Source organism: Brevundimonas sp. G8 (assembly GCF_902506205.1).
Taxonomy (GTDB): domain Bacteria; phylum Pseudomonadota; class Alphaproteobacteria; order Caulobacterales; family Caulobacteraceae; genus Brevundimonas.
In genome coordinates this window covers 3,167,067-3,182,227 of the sequence record NZ_LR732816.1, presented here as the reverse complement: position 1 = coordinate 3,182,227, position 15,161 = coordinate 3,167,067, and the positions used below count along the sequence as shown (strand labels likewise).

General features: G+C 65.7%; 18 protein-coding genes and 1 pseudogene. 12 read left to right on the top strand and 7 right to left on the bottom strand.

Annotation, left to right across the window (positions count from 1 at the left end; genetic code table 11):
- Positions 1 to 2: 2 nt before the first annotated feature.
- The 5 genes and pseudogenes from CHRYSEO8AT_RS15405 to CHRYSEO8AT_RS15385 form a co-directional block, all read right to left on the bottom strand.
- Positions 3 to 314, bottom strand: coding sequence for a phosphoribosyl-ATP pyrophosphohydrolase (locus CHRYSEO8AT_RS15405; RefSeq protein WP_159851428.1), 312 nt, complete (start codon positions 312 to 314; stop codon positions 3 to 5).
- Between the two features lie 4 nt (positions 315 to 318).
- On the bottom strand, positions 319 to 1,182 hold the full coding sequence (locus CHRYSEO8AT_RS15400) for a serine aminopeptidase domain-containing protein (RefSeq protein WP_159851427.1): 864 nt from the start codon (positions 1,180 to 1,182) through the stop codon (positions 319 to 321).
- Between the two features lie 23 nt (positions 1,183 to 1,205).
- The gene (locus CHRYSEO8AT_RS15395) at positions 1,206 to 2,063 is read right to left on the bottom strand and encodes a thymidylate synthase (RefSeq protein ID WP_159851426.1); all 858 of its coding nucleotides are present in this window, start codon (positions 2,061 to 2,063) and stop codon (positions 1,206 to 1,208) included.
- Between the two features lie 26 nt (positions 2,064 to 2,089).
- Positions 2,090 to 2,944, bottom strand: a pseudogene (locus CHRYSEO8AT_RS15390) (arginyltransferase).
- 114 nt (positions 2,945 to 3,058) lie between these two features.
- The gene (locus tag CHRYSEO8AT_RS15385) at positions 3,059 to 3,955 is read right to left on the bottom strand and encodes a flagellar motor protein MotB (protein WP_159851424.1); all 897 of its coding nucleotides are present in this window, start codon (positions 3,953 to 3,955) and stop codon (positions 3,059 to 3,061) included.
- A 116-nt stretch (positions 3,956 to 4,071) separates the two neighbouring features.
- Between CHRYSEO8AT_RS15385 and CHRYSEO8AT_RS15380 the strand changes: the two genes are divergently transcribed.
- Positions 4,072 to 4,932, top strand: coding sequence for an NAD(P)-dependent oxidoreductase (locus tag CHRYSEO8AT_RS15380; RefSeq protein WP_159851423.1), 861 nt, complete (start codon positions 4,072 to 4,074; stop codon positions 4,930 to 4,932).
- A 3-nt stretch (positions 4,933 to 4,935) separates the two neighbouring features.
- Here CHRYSEO8AT_RS15380 and CHRYSEO8AT_RS15375 read toward each other — a convergent pair whose 3' ends face one another.
- Both CHRYSEO8AT_RS15375 and hemB read right to left on the bottom strand, forming a co-directional pair.
- Positions 4,936 to 5,427 carry a GNAT family N-acetyltransferase gene (locus CHRYSEO8AT_RS15375; RefSeq protein ID WP_159851422.1) on the bottom strand — a complete coding sequence of 164 codons (492 nt, stop codon included), beginning with the start codon at positions 5,425 to 5,427 and terminating at the stop codon, positions 4,936 to 4,938.
- Positions 5,424 to 6,425, bottom strand: coding sequence for a porphobilinogen synthase (gene hemB / locus CHRYSEO8AT_RS15370; protein ID WP_159851421.1), 1,002 nt, complete (start codon positions 6,423 to 6,425; stop codon positions 5,424 to 5,426). The genes CHRYSEO8AT_RS15375 and hemB overlap by 4 nt, the downstream gene beginning before the upstream one ends.
- Before the next feature lie 147 nt (positions 6,426 to 6,572).
- On the opposite strand from hemB, the gene CHRYSEO8AT_RS15365 reads away from it, so the two are divergent.
- The 11 genes from CHRYSEO8AT_RS15365 to thiL all read left to right on the top strand — a co-directional run bounded on the left by CHRYSEO8AT_RS15365 (position 6,573) and on the right by thiL (position 15,139).
- A complete protein-coding gene (locus tag CHRYSEO8AT_RS15365; protein ID WP_236547574.1) occupies positions 6,573 to 7,376 on the top strand; it encodes a class I SAM-dependent methyltransferase in 804 nt (267 codons plus the stop codon).
- 131 nt (positions 7,377 to 7,507) lie between these two features.
- On the top strand, positions 7,508 to 8,734 hold the full coding sequence (hemA, locus tag CHRYSEO8AT_RS15360) for a 5-aminolevulinate synthase (protein WP_159851419.1): 1,227 nt from the start codon (positions 7,508 to 7,510) through the stop codon (positions 8,732 to 8,734).
- 9 nt (positions 8,735 to 8,743) lie between these two features.
- Entirely contained in the window at positions 8,744 to 8,926 is a 183-nt protein-coding gene (locus tag CHRYSEO8AT_RS15355) for a hypothetical protein (RefSeq protein ID WP_159851418.1), read from the top strand.
- Positions 8,927 to 8,995: 69 nt separating this feature from the next.
- A complete protein-coding gene (gene glyA, locus CHRYSEO8AT_RS15350) occupies positions 8,996 to 10,279 on the top strand; it encodes a serine hydroxymethyltransferase (RefSeq protein ID WP_159851417.1) in 1,284 nt (427 codons plus the stop codon).
- Between the two features lie 7 nt (positions 10,280 to 10,286).
- Positions 10,287 to 10,757, top strand: coding sequence for a transcriptional regulator NrdR (gene nrdR / locus CHRYSEO8AT_RS15345; RefSeq protein ID WP_135195991.1), 471 nt, complete (start codon positions 10,287 to 10,289; stop codon positions 10,755 to 10,757).
- The gene (locus tag CHRYSEO8AT_RS15340; RefSeq protein WP_159851416.1) at positions 10,757 to 11,377 is read left to right on the top strand and encodes a RibD family protein; all 621 of its coding nucleotides are present in this window, start codon (positions 10,757 to 10,759) and stop codon (positions 11,375 to 11,377) included. Before nrdR ends, CHRYSEO8AT_RS15340 begins: the two co-directional genes overlap by 1 nt.
- A 69-nt stretch (positions 11,378 to 11,446) precedes the next feature.
- Positions 11,447 to 12,037 (top strand): riboflavin synthase, encoded by a 591-nt coding sequence (locus CHRYSEO8AT_RS15335; RefSeq protein ID WP_159851415.1) that lies wholly within the window; start codon positions 11,447 to 11,449, stop codon positions 12,035 to 12,037.
- On the top strand, positions 12,038 to 13,171 hold the full coding sequence (gene ribB, locus CHRYSEO8AT_RS15330; protein WP_159851414.1) for a 3,4-dihydroxy-2-butanone-4-phosphate synthase: 1,134 nt from the start codon (positions 12,038 to 12,040) through the stop codon (positions 13,169 to 13,171).
- A complete protein-coding gene (gene ribH / locus CHRYSEO8AT_RS15325; RefSeq protein WP_159851413.1) occupies positions 13,168 to 13,629 on the top strand; it encodes a 6,7-dimethyl-8-ribityllumazine synthase in 462 nt (153 codons plus the stop codon). The genes ribB and ribH overlap by 4 nt, the downstream gene beginning before the upstream one ends.
- Positions 13,626 to 14,150: a transcription antitermination factor NusB gene (gene nusB / locus CHRYSEO8AT_RS15320; protein WP_159851412.1), complete on the top strand. Its 525-nt coding sequence runs from the start codon at positions 13,626 to 13,628 to the stop codon at positions 14,148 to 14,150. Before ribH ends, nusB begins: the two co-directional genes overlap by 4 nt.
- The gene (gene thiL, locus CHRYSEO8AT_RS15315) at positions 14,150 to 15,139 is read left to right on the top strand and encodes a thiamine-phosphate kinase (RefSeq protein WP_159851411.1); all 990 of its coding nucleotides are present in this window, start codon (positions 14,150 to 14,152) and stop codon (positions 15,137 to 15,139) included. Before nusB ends, thiL begins: the two co-directional genes overlap by 1 nt.
- Positions 15,140 to 15,161 lie beyond the last annotated feature (22 nt).

The window sequence follows — 15,161 nt, the reverse complement described above, 5'->3', positions numbered from 1 at the left end:
GTTTAGGCCTTGACCTTGGTTTGGGGCTCCAGCCACTTCAGCCATTTGCGCTGCATGGCCTGATCCAGATCGACGCCGGCCCGGTCGCAATAGATCAACAGCATGCCCAGCACGTCCGCCGCCTCGTCGCCCAACGCCTGGGCGTCGGGCATGCCCCGCGCTCGGCCGGTCAGGCGCAGATGCTCGGCCGTCAGTTCGCCCAACTCCTCCTGAAGTTTCAGCAGCGCCCAATCGCGGTCGCGGTCGATGTCGTGTTCGGCGGCGTAGATGTCGGAGATGCGCAGGACCGAAGCGGTCAGGTCTTTCAGGCCCATGTCTTCAGCGCCGCTCCACCGTGACGCCTTCTGCGGCGAAGGTCTGGAGCCGCACCCGAGCGGCGGCGTCGTTCAGGGCATAGGCGTCGAGAAAATCCTCGGTCGCCTGGACAATCTGGTCGAACCGCTCGCCGTCCGCCGTTCCGGGCAGTTGATGGTCCGCGTCGGAAAAGATCAGCAGGGTTTTGTCTCCGGCCGGGCTGGTGTTGAAGGCGATGCGATGATCCCGCCAGTCGTCGGCGAAACCCGGAACCAGATCCCGGTCGCCGGTGATCATCAACAGCGGACCGTCGAGGGTGCGATAGGTGTCGGGCGTCACGACGTTGGGGATGTTTCCAGCCGAGGAAAATGCGATCACACCCGTCACCGCCGGATCGCCGATAGGGCCCGCGACAGTCACGGCCCCGCCTTCGATCAAGGACATCAGGGAGCCGAAGGAATGGCCCGCAACGATCAGGGGCTTGTCGGGATGTGTGCGCGCAGCCTCAGTACGGGCGACGCCGAGATCGACCAGGCGCGTCACGAAGGCGACTTGGCCCGTCGCGTCGCGATTGGGGTGTTTTTGAGAGTCGACGTGCAGTGGCGCGATGACGGTGAAACCATGTTGCGCCCATGCCGACAACAAACGCTGGTAGGCCTCGGGCGCGCCGCCGAAACCATGACTGAAGACGACGACGCCGCGTTCGTCTGGCGCGGTCCAGACATCCAGCAGTACGGCGCGGCCGTCCGGCGCGGGAAGGGACAGGCGGGTCGAGGTGATCGCCGCCGCTTGCTGGACTGGGGCGACCTGAAGCGCCACGGCGGGCGTGATGGGCGCGGCAAGAAGCAAAAGACCGGCCAGTCCGGCCAGAACAGGGCGCATCGACATCGACGACTCCGAGATCAGCAGGGTCAGACCGCGACCTGAGCCTTGATGTGCGGCCAGGCTTCGTAGCCGTCGAGCGTGAAGTCGGACAGGTCGAAGGCGAACAGGTCGGTTTTGGGGGCGATCTGCATGACGGGCAGGGCGAGCGGTTCGCGGGTCAGCTGGAGCTCGGCCTGTTCGAGGTGGTTCAGATACAGGTGGGCGTCGCCGAAGGTGTGGACGAAGTCGCCGGGCTCCAACCCCACGACCTGGGCCAGCATCATGGTCAGCAGGGCGTAGGAGGCGATGTTGAACGGCACGCCCAGGAAGACGTCGGCGCTGCGTTGATACAGCTGGCAGCTCAGTTTTCCATCCGCGACGAAGAACTGGAACAGGCAGTGGCAGGGCGGCAGGGCCATGTCGTCGACATCGGCCGGGTTCCAGGCCGTGACGATGTGGCGGCGACTGTTGGGATTGGTCTTCAGGCCGTGGACCAGTTTCTCGATCTGGTCGATGACGCGGCCGTCCGGCGCGGTCCAGGAGCGCCACTGCTTGCCATAGACCGGACCCAGCTCGCCCTCGGCGTCGGCCCATTCATCCCAGATGCGGACACCGTTATCCCTTAGATAGGCGATATTGGTCTCGCCGCGCAGGAACCACAGCAGTTCGACGATGATCGAGCGCAGATGCAGCTTCTTGGTCGTCAGGACGGGAAAACCCTTCGACAGGTCGAACCGCATCTGGCGGCCGAAGACGCCCAAGGTGCCTGTGCCGGTGCGGTCATCGCGACGCACGCCATTGTCCAGAATGTCGCGCAGCAGATTCAGATACTGCCGCTCGGGATGATCGGCAGGCGCGGCGGCGATACGGGCCTGGACGTCGGCCCCAAGCGTGGCATGGATCATCTGGACGGTCATGAGTTCAAGGTGCCTCAGAATTCGATTCGCAGTCCCGGCAAATCGGCGTCTTCCACAGAAATTGATTCGTTTTGAGACGTGTGGTCGACATCGAGCTCGCCGTGGCGTTTTGGAGCTCTTGTGTTGCGCCGCTATGCGTCCAGCCGAGCCCAGCCCAGCTTTCCGAGGACTTCCATCGGACGGAAGTCGGCCTTGTAGTCCATCTTGGCAGAACCCTGGACCCAATAGCCCAGATAGACGAACGGCAGACCGACCAGGGAGGCCTGGCGCACATGGTCGAGGATGGCGAACCGGCCCAGGCTGCGGCGCTCGATCGTCGGGTCGTAGAAGCTGTAGACCATCGACAGCCCGTCCTTGAGCAGGTCGGTCAGGGTGACGGCGACCAGATCGCCGGGGCCGCCATCCGTCGAGGGCAGGCGGTATTCGATCAGATGGGTGCGGACGGCCGTGTCCTCGACCATGGCGACATAGTCGAGCCAGCCCATGTCGCTCATGCCGCCGGTCGGATGGCGGGTGGTCAGGTAGCGGCGTAGAAGCTGGAACTGTTCGGTCGTCGCCTCGGCCTCGACCAGGCTGCGCGACAGGTCGTCGTTGCGGGCCAGCGCTCTGCGTTGCGAGCGGCTGAAGGCGAACTCCGGCACGGGCAAACGCACGGACACACAGGCGTCACAAGCCTCGCAGGCCGGGCGATAGGCTATGTTCTGGCTGCGGCGGAAGCCGGCGATGGTCAGTTCGTCGTTGACGTGGGCGCCGTCCGAGAAGGGCAGGTTGGCGAACACCTTCCGCTCGGTCTTGCCCGGCAGATAGGGGCAGGGCGCGACCGAGGTCATGAAGAAACGAAGCTGTCGGGTCGGTACGTGCTGGGTCACGGCCTCAGGTCCGCATCCGATCTTGCCAATAATGCGACAGTTGAACGCTCATGGCGCGATTTGGCGTCATTCGTGGCCGGGCTGCAAGCGTGTTCGCGTCGCAGCCAAGCGGGGTCACAGCGAGGTGTCCATCGGCAGGACGGGCGCCTCGCGTAGCAGGACGATGGCGATGCGGCGGTTGCCGGCCAGTGTGGGATCGTCGGGATAGAGGGGATCGGACCCCGCCTTGCCGGCCACCGAATAGACCCGGTCGGGATCGACGCCGGCCGATTGGAGCACCAGGCGAGAACCGTTGGCGCGCTCTGACGACAGGCTCCAGTCCGCAGGAGCGCTGGCGCGGTTGGAGCCGGCCGCCGCACTGGTATGGCCGGTGATGGAGATGCGGTTCGGCAGTTGGTTTATGACCTTGGACACCGCGCGCAGCAGGACCTGGGCGCGCGCGTTCGGTCGGGCCGAGTTGTTGTCGAACATCGACCGGCCTTCCTGATCGACCAACTGGATGCGCAGGCCCTCGGGCGTCTGATCGACGATCAGCTGTTTCGACAGTTCGGCCAATTCCGGCATCGACTGCATGGCCTGACGCAGGGATTCGGCGGCGCTGGCGAATTCTGCGGCTTCGCGTTTCTGGATTTCGGCCTGAAGGGCGGCGTCGCTGGCGGACGACAGGTTCGAACTGGGGCCGGTCTGGTCGGTCGACGGCGCCTCGGGCGCCAGTTCTTGCAGCACGGATTGGGAGCCGGAACTCTTGGGACCGTCGTCGCCCAGCGATGTGCCGCCCAGGATGCCGCCGGAGCCGGACGTCGTTTCGGACACGCTGGCGGGTGCGAAATATTCGGCGATGCCGCGCTTCTGCTCGGGGTCGGTCGTGTTGATCAGCCACATCAGCAGGAAGAAGGCCATCATGGCGGTCACGAAGTCCGCATAGGCCACCTTCCACGCGCCGCCGTGGTGGCCTCCGCCAGAGACCTTCTTGACCTTCTTGATGAGGATCGGACGATCGCTCACGGACATGGACACGTATCCCGAGGAGTGGTGTCCTATCATGCCCTTGCCAAGGTTAACCGGGCGTTGACCTTGAACGCCGGTGCGACCCGGCTTAGTCGGGCTGCGAGATCAAGGAGTCAGTCATGAAGATCGCATTCGCCGGCCTGGGCGTCATGGGCGCCCCGATGGCGCGTCATCTGGTTGAGGCAGGCCATGACGTGACCGGCTTCAATCGCACGACGGCGAAGACGCTGGCCTGGGCGACCGCGACGGGCGGCAAGGCGGCCGCAACGGTGGCGGAGGCGGCGCAGGGCGTCGAACTGTTCATCCTGTGCGTCGGCAACGACGACGACGTGCGCACCGTCGTAACGGAGGCACTGCCGCATCTGGCGGACGGCGCCGTGATCGTCGATCACACCACGACCTCGGCCAAGGTGGCGCGCGAAATGGCGGAACTGGCGCAAGGCCAGGGGCGACAGTTCGTCGATGCGCCAGTATCGGGCGGTCAGGCCGGCGCCGAGAACGGACAACTCAGCGTCATGGCCGGCGGAGACGCCGCCGCCTTGGCGACGGCGGAACCAGCGTTGAAGGCCTATTCCAAGGCGATCAAACACATGGGGCCGGCCGGATCGGGCCAACTGACCAAGATGGTCAACCAAATCGCCATCGCCGGCGTGGTTCAGGGCCTGGCCGAGGCCGTACATTTCGCCCAGGTCGCAGGCCTGGACACAGACGCCGCCTATGAAGCCGTGTCGAAAGGTGCGGCGCAAAGCTGGCAGATGGACAATCGCTGGAAGACGGCGGCCAAGGGCGAGTTCGAGTTCGGCTTCGCCGTCGACTGGATGCGCAAGGACCTTGGTCTGGTGCTGGACGAGGCGCGGTCGAACGGGGCCCGCCTTAGCCTGACGGCCCTGGTCGATCAGTTCTACGCCGAGGTTCAGGCCATGGGCGGCAATCGCTGGGACACGTCCAGCCTGGCCGCGCGGCTGCAATCGCGAGACTGACGCCTAAAGCGAGCGGTGCATGATGTGCAGGCCGACCAGGCCGTGGGCGGGGTGATTGAAGGCCTCAGGGACCGTGCCGACGATCTCGAAGCCCAGCTTCTTCCACAGGCCGACGGCGACGGTGTTGGTCTCCACCACCGCATTGAACTGCATCGACTTGAAGCCGGCGTCGCGAGCGAAGGTCAGCGCGGCCTCGCCCAGGCTGCGGGCCACGCCTCGCCCGCGTGCGGCAGGGCCGACCATGAAGCTGCCGTTGGCGACGTGGGCGCCGTTTCCCTGCTGGTTCGGAATGATCTTGGCGGCGCCCAGCACCTGGCCGTCCTGGACCGCGACCAGGGTTCCGCCGGGCGCAGATGGCATCCACATCGTGCGGGCCTGCGCCTCGGTCATGTCCAGCGGATAGGTATAGGTCTCGCCCGCGCGCGTGACGGTCTCGATGATCGGCCACAGGCTGGGCCAGTCGGCGTCGGTGATCGGCCGGATTTCGACGGTCATCGGCCCAGCAGCCGCGCAGCCTGAGGCGCGAAATAGGTCAGAACGCCAGCGCAGCCCGCGCGCTTGAACCCGTGCAGGGTCTCAAGGATCGCGCGGTCCTGATCCAGCCAGCCATTGGCGATGGAGGCTTGCATCATCGAATATTCGCCCGACACCTGATAGGCGAAGGTCGGCACGCGGAAGGTCTCGGACACCCGCCGCACGATGTCGAGATAGGGCATGCCCGGCTTGACCATGACCGCGTCTGCGCCTTCCGACAGGTCCATCGCGACCTCCTTCAGGGCCTCGTCTGAGTTGGCGTAGTCCATCTGATAGGTCTTCTTGTCGCCCTTCAGCATGGCGGACGACCCGACGGCGTCGCGGTAGGGGCCGTAGAAGGCCGAGGCGAACTTGGCCGCATAGGACAGTATCAGGGTGTCGGAAAAGCCATTGGCCTCCAGCGCCTCGCGCACCGCCTGGATGCGGCCGTCCATCATGTCGGACGGGGCCACGACATCGGCGCCGGCGTGAGCGTGGATGAAGGCCTGTTCGGCCAGACGGTCCAGGCTGGAGTCGTTGGCGATCCGGTCGCCCTCCATCACCCCGTCGTGGCCGTGGTCGGTGTAGCAGTCGAGCGCCACGTCGGTCATGACGCCGATCTCGGGCGCCGCGTCCTTGATGGCCTTGATACAGTCGGGGATCAGGCCGTCTGGATCAGTGGCGCCGGTGCCGACCGCGTCCTTGATCGCGCCGTCCACGTTCGGGAAGAGGGCGAGCATCGGAATGCCCAGGTCGCGCGCCTCGACGGCTGCCTTGGCGGCTTCTCTGGGCGACAGGCGGAAAACGCCGGGCATGGAGGCGACGGGAACCCGGTCCTCTGCGCCGTCGTGGACGATCAAAGGCCAGATCAGATCGGCCGGCGTCAGCGTCGTTTCCGCCACCAGCCGCCGCACCCACGGGCTGGACCGCAGGCGACGCGGACGGGCGAGCGGGAAGGGAGCGGGCTGATAGGGAAGCATGACGGAACCTTCGAAACTTGGCGTCGGACTAGCGCCGCAGCGACCTGGGCGCAAATCGCGTGATGCGTCGGATCGTTTCGTGTGTGATGACGGCTTGCGCGGACCGGCGAAATGCGAGCCTATCGGCGCAAATCCTGGGAGATGACGATGATCAAGCGATTGGCGGCCGGCGCGGCGGTTCTGGCTCTGGCGACGGGCCTTTCGGCCTGCATCATCGTGTCGTCTGACGGTGGGTCGCGGACCGTGGTCGCAGGCGACAACGCCGCGATGGCGTCGCCGTCGTATGTCTCGCTCTACACCGATGCGGTCGCCGACACGAAGCGTCCGGCCGAAGAAGTGGCGCGCGATCCGCTGCGTCATCCGGCCGAGATCCTGGCCTTCGCCCAGCTCGCGCCGGGTGAAAAGGTCGCCGATATCCGCCCCGGCGCCGGCTATTTCACCCGCCTGTTCTCGGACGTGGTTGGGCCGACTGGCCGGGTGTACGCCTTCGTGCCCGAGCGGACGATGGCGCGGGAGAACGCCGGTGCTGACGCCCTGGTCGCCGCCTATTCCAACGTCACGCGGGTCAACGGCCTGCTGGACTCGATGACCTACGCAGAGCCGCTGGACATGATCTTCATGAGCCAGGAATACCACGACTTCCACATCCCCGGCTTCAACACCGACGTGGCCAAGATGAATGCGGCCGTGTTCGCGGCGCTGAAACCCGGCGGTCGTTACATCCTGATCGACCATGAGGCGGCGCCCGGCACAGGCATCTCGGCGGTCCAGACTCTGCATCGCATCGAAGGCGACTATCTGAAGCGCGAAGTCGAGGCGGCGGGCTTCGTCTACGAGGGCGAGAGCAAGGCCGTCGCCAATCCGGCCGACGACCACAGCCTGAACGTTTTCGACGAGAAGATCCGGGGCAATACCGATCAGTTCGTCTATCGCTTCCGCAAGCCGGGCTGACACGGCGCGATACTGAGAACCGTTATCAATTAAGGGTTTGGGTCGTTTTGTCCATGTGGCGGACATGGACAAGCCCGCGCCGGGGGAGCAAATAACGCAAAGACATCGCCATAAGCGAAAGAACGCGTAGTTTGTTCGACTATAAGGCCGCCTTTAAAAGCTCGGTGGAGCAGGTTCGCAGCGAAGGGCGCTATCGCGTCTTCGCCGATCTGAAACGCGTGCGTGGACAGTTTCCCCTGGCGGTGCGTCGTCGCGACGACGGATTCCAACAGGACGTCGTGATCTGGTGCTCCAACGACTATCTGGGCATGGGCCAGCATCCTGTCGTGCTGGACGCCATGCATGAGGAAATCGATGCGGTGGGCGCCGGCGCCGGCGGCACGCGCAACATTTCCGGCACGACCCGTTCCGCTGTCGATCTCGAAGCCGAGCTGGCGGACTGGCACCAGAAGGAAGCGGCGCTGCTGTTCACCTCGGGGTATGTCGGCAACGAGGCGACCCTGTCGACGCTGCAAAAGATTCTGCCCGGCCTGATCACCTTCTCCGATTCGCTGAACCATGCCTCGATGATCGCCGGCATTCGCCACGGCGGCGGCGAGCGCCATGTCTTCATGCACAACGACCTGGCGCATCTGGAGGCCCTGCTGGCGGCGGCGCCTGCGGAGGCGCCCAAGCTGATCGCCTTCGAGAGCGTCTATTCGATGGACGGCGACATCGCCGACCTGGCCGGGACCATTGCTTTGGCCAAGAAGTACGGCGCCCTGACCTATCTGGACGAGGTCCATGCGGTCGGCCTGTATGGCGAGACCGGCGCGGGCGTGGCCGAGCGCGACGGCGTGCTGGATCAGATCGACATCATCGAATGCACCCTGGGCAAGGCCATCGGCGTGATGGGCGGCTATATCGCCGCCGACGCCATGATCATCGATGCGGTGCGCAGCTGGGCCTCGGGCTTCATCTTCACCACCTCGCTGCCGCCCGCATTGACGGCGGGGGCGCTGGCCTCCGTGCGGCACCTGAAGGCCCACCCCGAACTGCGCGTCCAGCATCAGGAACGCGCGGCGACGCTGAAGTCGCGTTTCGCGGCGGCCGGCATCCCCGTGATGGAAAGCGAAAGCCATATCGTGCCCGTGCACGTCGGCGATCCGATCCATTGCAAGATGATCTCGGACATGCTGCTGGACGAATACGGCGTCTATGTTCAGCCGATCAACTATCCGACCGTGCCCAAGGGGACCGAGCGCCTGCGCTTCACCCCCTCGCCGAACCACACCGACGCCATGATGGATCACCTGGTCCAGGCGATGGACAAGCTGTTCGCCCACTGCAACGTGGCGCGCCGGCCCGTCGCGGCCTGAGGCTCGGCGATGGCGGACGAAGATCTCGGCGAGGTGATCGTCGAGTTCACCCGTAACGGCTCCTACCTAAAATGTTCGGCCATCCACGTCGCCACCGGCCGCGAGGTCAGCGCCATGGGGCCGGTCAACGAGCCGAAGTCCGTCGAGCGGGTGGCGATCGCCAAGCTGCGGCGGGCTTTGGCATCAGGCTGACCACAAGATGTTGTGGTCGGGCGCTGTGGGGCCTAGATAGGCGGCCTTCTGATTTTCGGGGATTCCAGCGTGACGGCCTTCACCCACGACGCCTATTTCACCAAGACGCTCGCTGACGCCGACCCGGACGTCTTCAAGGGCATTCAGGGCGAGTTGGGTCGCCAGAAGGAGCAGATCGAGCTGATCGCGTCCGAGAACATCGTCTCCCAGGCGGTGCTGGACGCGCAGGGTTCTGTGCTGACGAACAAATACGCCGAGGGCTATCCCGGTCGTCGCTACTACGGCGGCTGCGAGTTCGTCGACATCACGGAGGATCTGGCGCGCGAGCGGGCGAAAAAGCTGTTCGGCGCGGCCTTCGCCAACGTCCAGCCCCACTCGGGCGCCCAGGCCAACCAGGCGGTGTTCTTCACCCTGCTGCAACCCGGCGACACCTTCCTGGGCATGGATCTGGCCTGCGGCGGTCACCTGACGCACGGCTCGCCGGCGAACCAGTCGGGCAAATGGTTCCGGCCGGTGACCTATAAGGTGCGCGAAGACGATCACCTGATCGATTACGACCACGTCGCCGAAATGGCCGAGCGCGAGAAGCCCAAGCTGATCCTGGCCGGCGCCTCGGCCTACAGCCGCCACATCGACTTCAAGCGCTTCCGCGAGATCGCCGACAGCGTCGGCGCCTATCTGATGGTAGACATGGCCCACTATGCGGGCCTGATCGCCGGCGGCGCGTATCCCGACCCTGTGCCGCACGCCCATGTCGTCACCACCACGACGCACAAGACCCTGCGCGGCCCGCGCGGCGGCATGATCCTGACCAACGACGGCGACATCGCCAAGAAGATCAACTCGGCCGTCTTCCCCGGCCTGCAGGGCGGTCCTCTGGAACACGTCATCGCCGCCAAGGCCGTGGCCTTCGGCGAGGCGCTGAAGCCCGAGTTCAAACTGTACGCCAAGCAGGTGGTCAAGAACGCCCAGGCCCTGTCCGGCGTGCTGATCGAGCGCGGCCTGGCCATCGTCTCGGGCGGCACCGACAGCCACCTGGCCCTGGTCGATCTGCGGCCCAAGGGCGTGACCGGCAAGGCCACCGAGCACGAGCTCGAAAAGGCGCTGATGACCTGCAACAAGAACGGCGTGCCGTTTGACACCGCGCCCTTCACCGTCACCTCGGGCGTCCGCCTGGGCACGCCGGCCGGCACCACGCGCGGCTTCGGCGAGGACGAGTTCAAGCAGATCGGTCACTGGATCGCCGATGTCGTCTCGTCGATGAACGGCGGCGACGAAGCCGATCCGGCCGTGGTCGCGGGCGTGGCGGCTCAGGTGCGCGAGTTGACGCACCGCTTCCCGATCTACGGATAACACCCTGATGAAGTGCCCCTTTTGCGGTCATCAGGATACTCAGGTGAAGGACAGCCGACCGTCGGACGACGGCTCGGCCATCCGACGTCGTCGATCCTGCCCCAACTGCAATGGGCGCTTCACCACCTTCGAGCGGGTGCAACTGCGTGAACTTGTCATCCTGAAGCGCAACGGGCGGCGTACGCCGTTCGAGCGCGACAAGCTGGAGCGGTCGCTGGGCGTGGCCCTGCGCAAACGCCCTGTCCAGGCCGATCAGGTCGAGCAGATGGTCAACCGGATCGTGCGTCAGCTTGAAAGCCTGGGCGAGACGGAAATCCCGTCCAGCACGGTTGGCGATTTCATCATGAAGGCGCTGAAGGGCGTCGATGAAGTCGCCTATGTCCGCTACGCCTCGGTCTACAAGGATTTCCGCCACACGGGCGACTTCGCCAAATTCCTGGGCGACGAAGGGTTCGACGAACCGTCCGGCAAGGCCTGATGCGGATCACCCTGAAACTGGCGACCTCGCTGGATGGACGAATCGCCACGGCCTCGGGCGAAAGCCAGTGGATCACCGGCGAGGCGGCGCGGCTGGAAGGCCACCGCCTGCGGGCCGCGCATGACGCCATCCTGGTCGGCGTCGAGACGGTTCTGCAAGACGACCCTGAACTGACGGCGCGCCTGCCCGGGCGCAGCGTGGATCAGCCTCTGCGGGTCGTGCTGGACAGCCGCCTGCGGACGCCGCAGACGGCGAAGCTGGCCGGCGAAAACACACTAATCCTGACCGTCGCAGACCCACGCTCTGTCGGTGCGGCTGAGGTGAAACGGGTCGAGGCGGACGAGGGACGTCCGGCGATCCCCGCGGTTCTAAAGGCGTTGAAGGCGGCGGGGGCCAAGTCGGTGCTGATCGAAGGCGGGGGGCAGGTCGCCGCGTCTTTCCTGCGCGCCGGCGTTGTAGATGCGCTGGAATGGTTCCGCGCCCCGATCCTGCTGGGCGGTGACGGAAGGCCCTGCGTGGCGTCCCTGGCTCTTGCAAAGCTGTCTGACGCCCCCAAGTTCCGTCGCCTGGGCGTCGAGCCTGTCGGGGACGATCTGTGGGAACGCTACGGGCGTCTCTGAGGCGGTCGATTTCAGACGATTGAGACTATTCAGACTGTGTTTTTCGGGTCCGAAAGGGGCCAGCGTCCAATGTTCACCGGCATCGTCACCGACATCGGCCGCGTCCGCGAGGTCCGCGAGACCGACCGCGACCGCCGCTACGAGATCCAGACGGCGTGGGATGTGGCCGGGATCGACCTGGGCGCCTCGATCAGCCATGCGGGCTGCTGCCTGACGGTGACGGAGAAGGGGCCGGACTGGTTCGCGGTCGAAGTGTCAAACGAGACCCTGTCCAAGACCACCCTGGGCGCCTGGAAGGCCGGCGACGGCGTCAATCTGGAGCGCGCCGCCAGGCTGGGCGACGAGATGGGCGGCCATGTGGTGTCTGGCCATGTCGACGGCCTGGGGCGGATCGTGTCGATCACGCCGGAGGGCGGATCGCACCGGGTTGAGGTCGAGGCGCCCGCGCCCCTGCATCGCTACATCGCCGCCAAGGGCTCGATCACGGTGGACGGCGTCTCCCTGACGGTGAACTCCGTCGAAGGCCGGGTCTTCTCGCTGAACATCATCCCGCATACCTGGGAGGTGACGACCCTGGGCCGTCTGAAAGTCGGCGATCCGGTCAATCTGGAGATCGACATGCTGGCGCGTTACCTCGCGCGGTGGCAGGAGACCGCCTGAATGCAATTGGCCGCAAACATGAACGACAGCCCGATCAGTCCCATCGAGGACATTCTTGAGGACGCCCGCAACGGCCGTCCCTACATCCTGGTGGACGCCGAGGACCGAGAGAACGAGGGGGACATCATCATCCCCGCCCAATTCGCCACGCCCGACCAGATCAACTTCATGATCCGCCAGGCGCGCGGCCTGGTCTGCCTGGCCATCACGGCCGAGCGGGCGAACCAGTTGCGCCTGCCGCCGATGGCCGCCGACAATCGCGAGAGCATGAAGACCGCCTTCACCGTCTCGATCGAGGCCAAGGACGGCGTGACGACCGGCATCTCCGCGGCCGACCGCTCGCGCACCATCCATGTGGCGACCGATGCTTCGAAGGGCATGGACGACATCGTCTCGCCCGGCCACATCTTCCCGCTGGTGGCGCGCGACGGCGGCGTCCTGGTTCGCGCCGGTCATACCGAGGCGGCCGTGGACATCAGCCGCATGGCGGGGCTGACCCCAGCCGGGGTGATCTGCGAGATCATCAAGGACGACGGCGAGATGGCGCGGATGCCCGATCTGGTCGCCTTCGCCCAGCTGCACGGGCTGAAGATCGGCACAATCGCCGACCTGATCGCCTATCGTCGCCGCACCGAGCGGTTTGTCGAGCGGATCATGGATACGCCGTTCGAAAGCGTTCACGGCGGGCCTTTCCGTCTGATGCTGTACAAGAACACAATCGAGGGCGCCGAGCACGTCGCTCTGGTCAAGGGCCGCATCGACCCGACCAAGCCGACCCTGGTGCGGATGCACCAGGTGGACTTCGCCTGCGATCTGCTGGGCCATGTCGAGGCGCGCCAGGACTATGTACCCGCCGCCCTGAAGCAGATCACCGATCACGACGGCCCCGGCGTCGTCGTCTTCCTGCGTGATCCGTCGTTGAACTCCCTGGCCGAACGGCTGGCGGGCGTGGACAAGCCCGCGGCGATGGATCGGTCTTTGCGTGCCTATGGCGTCGGGGCTCAGATCCTGCTGGACCTGGGCGTCAAGGACATGATCGTGATGAGTTCGACGCGACCCGAACCGACGGCGCTTGAGGGCTATGGCCTGCGCATCGTCGGCTGGCGCGACATGGATGGAGAAGACAAGGCGTGACTGAGGCCCCCCGTATTCTGATCGTCGAGGCGCGATTCTACGACGACCTGGCTGACGCCCTGCTGGACGGCGCCAAGGAGACGCTGAAGGCGCGGGGCGTGGACTTCGACGTCATCACCGTGCCCGGCGCGCTTGAAGTGCCGCCGGCCATCGCTCTGGCTGAGGAGGCCGGCCGTTTCCCGACCGCGCCTCGGTATGACGGCTATGTGGCCCTGGGCACGATCATCCGCGGCGAGACCTATCATTTCGAGATCGTTTCCGACCAGTCGGCGGCCGGCATCATGGCCCTGGGCGTCAAGGGCGTGATCATCGGCAACGGCATCCTGACGACCGAAGACGAGGACCAGGCCTGGTATCGGGCGCGTCTTTCGGAAGGCGATAAGGGCGGCGGCGCGGCCAAGGCCTGCCTCGACCTCATTGCATTGAAGAAGCGGTTGCGTCATGGCGTCGGCGCATGACTGAACCGAACAGCGTCAAAGCCGTCCTCGAACAACTCGCCGAAGCCGAAAAGCAGCGAGCCGAGCCCAATCTGAGCTCGAAACAGCGTCGCGCACGCACCGTGTCGCGTCTCGCCGCTGTCCAGGCCCTGTATCAGATGGAGCTGGCGGGCGAAGGCGTGGAGACGGTGATCACCGAGTTCTCGAACTTCCGCTTCGACACCGACATCGAGGGCGAGGCTCTGGCGGAGGCCGACGAGGCCTATTTCGCCGACATCGTTCGTGGCGTGATCGAAAGCCAGCGTGACATCGACGCGGCCATCAAGGCCCGCCTGGCCTCCAACTGGAAGCTGGAGCGAATCGACGCCACCCTGCGCGCCCTGCTGCGTTCGGGCGCGTGGGAACTGATCAAACATCCTGAGACGCCGCGCGAGGTCGTGATCGACGAATACGTCGAACTGGCCAAGGCCTTCTTCGACGACTCCGAGGCGCGCTTCGTCAATGCGGCGCTGGACGGCGTGTCCAGAGACACGCGCAAATAATGCCGGCGCTCGACGTCGCGGGCGAGTTCGAGACGATCGAGAGGCTGCTGCGGCCCCTGGCCCATCCCGAATGGGGCAGGGGGCTTCAGGACGATGTGGCGGTCCTGCCGTCGCGGCCGGGCCACGACCTGGTCCTGACCAAGGACGCCATCGTCGAGGGCGTGCATTTCCTGCCCGACGATCCGCTGGATACGGTGGCGAAGAAGCTGCTGCGGGTGAACCTGTCGGACCTTGCGGCCAAGGGCGCCGAGCCGTTCGGTTATCTGCTCGCCTGTTTCTGGTCCGAACGCTGCGGCTGGCCCGAGCGTGAGGCCTTTGCGGCGGGTCTTGCCGAAGATCAGGCTGGGTTCGGCATCTTCCTGCTGGGTGGCGACACTGTGAAAACGCCCGGCCCGGCGACGTTCTCGCTGACGGCCCTGGGCTGGGTTCCGACGGGCGCGGCCGTGTCGCGTGCGGGCGCACAGGCCGGGGATCTGGTGTTCGTGACCGGCGCAATCGGCGACGGCCTGCTGGGGTTGAAAGCGGCCCGGGGCGAGCTTTCGCTTGAACCAGAACGCGTCGCAGCCCTGGCGGCCCATTATCGCACGCCGACGCCCAGGGTGGATTTCGCCGATGTGGTGCGGGATTTCGCGACGGCTTCGGTCGATGTGTCTGACGGCCTAGCCGCCGATCTGGCACATGTCGCCAAAGCGAGCCGGGTAGGTGTGTCGTTGAACCTGAACGTCCTGCCACTGTCGGCTGCGGCCCAAGCCTGGTTCGCGGACCGGGTCGATCCGCAGCTGTCTCTGGAAGACTTGGCCAGCGGCGGCGACGACTATGAGATCGCCTTCACCGCCCATCCGCGTCACGAGGAAACCCTGCGTCGTGAGGCCGAACGTCGCCTGCTGCGTCTGACCCGGATCGGCGAGGTGACCGCTGGATCGGGCCTGACCGTGACCTACGACGGCCTGCCCATCGTAATGGCGCGCAGCGGCTGGACCCATGGTTGACGTCGCAAGGGAATCCTAACGG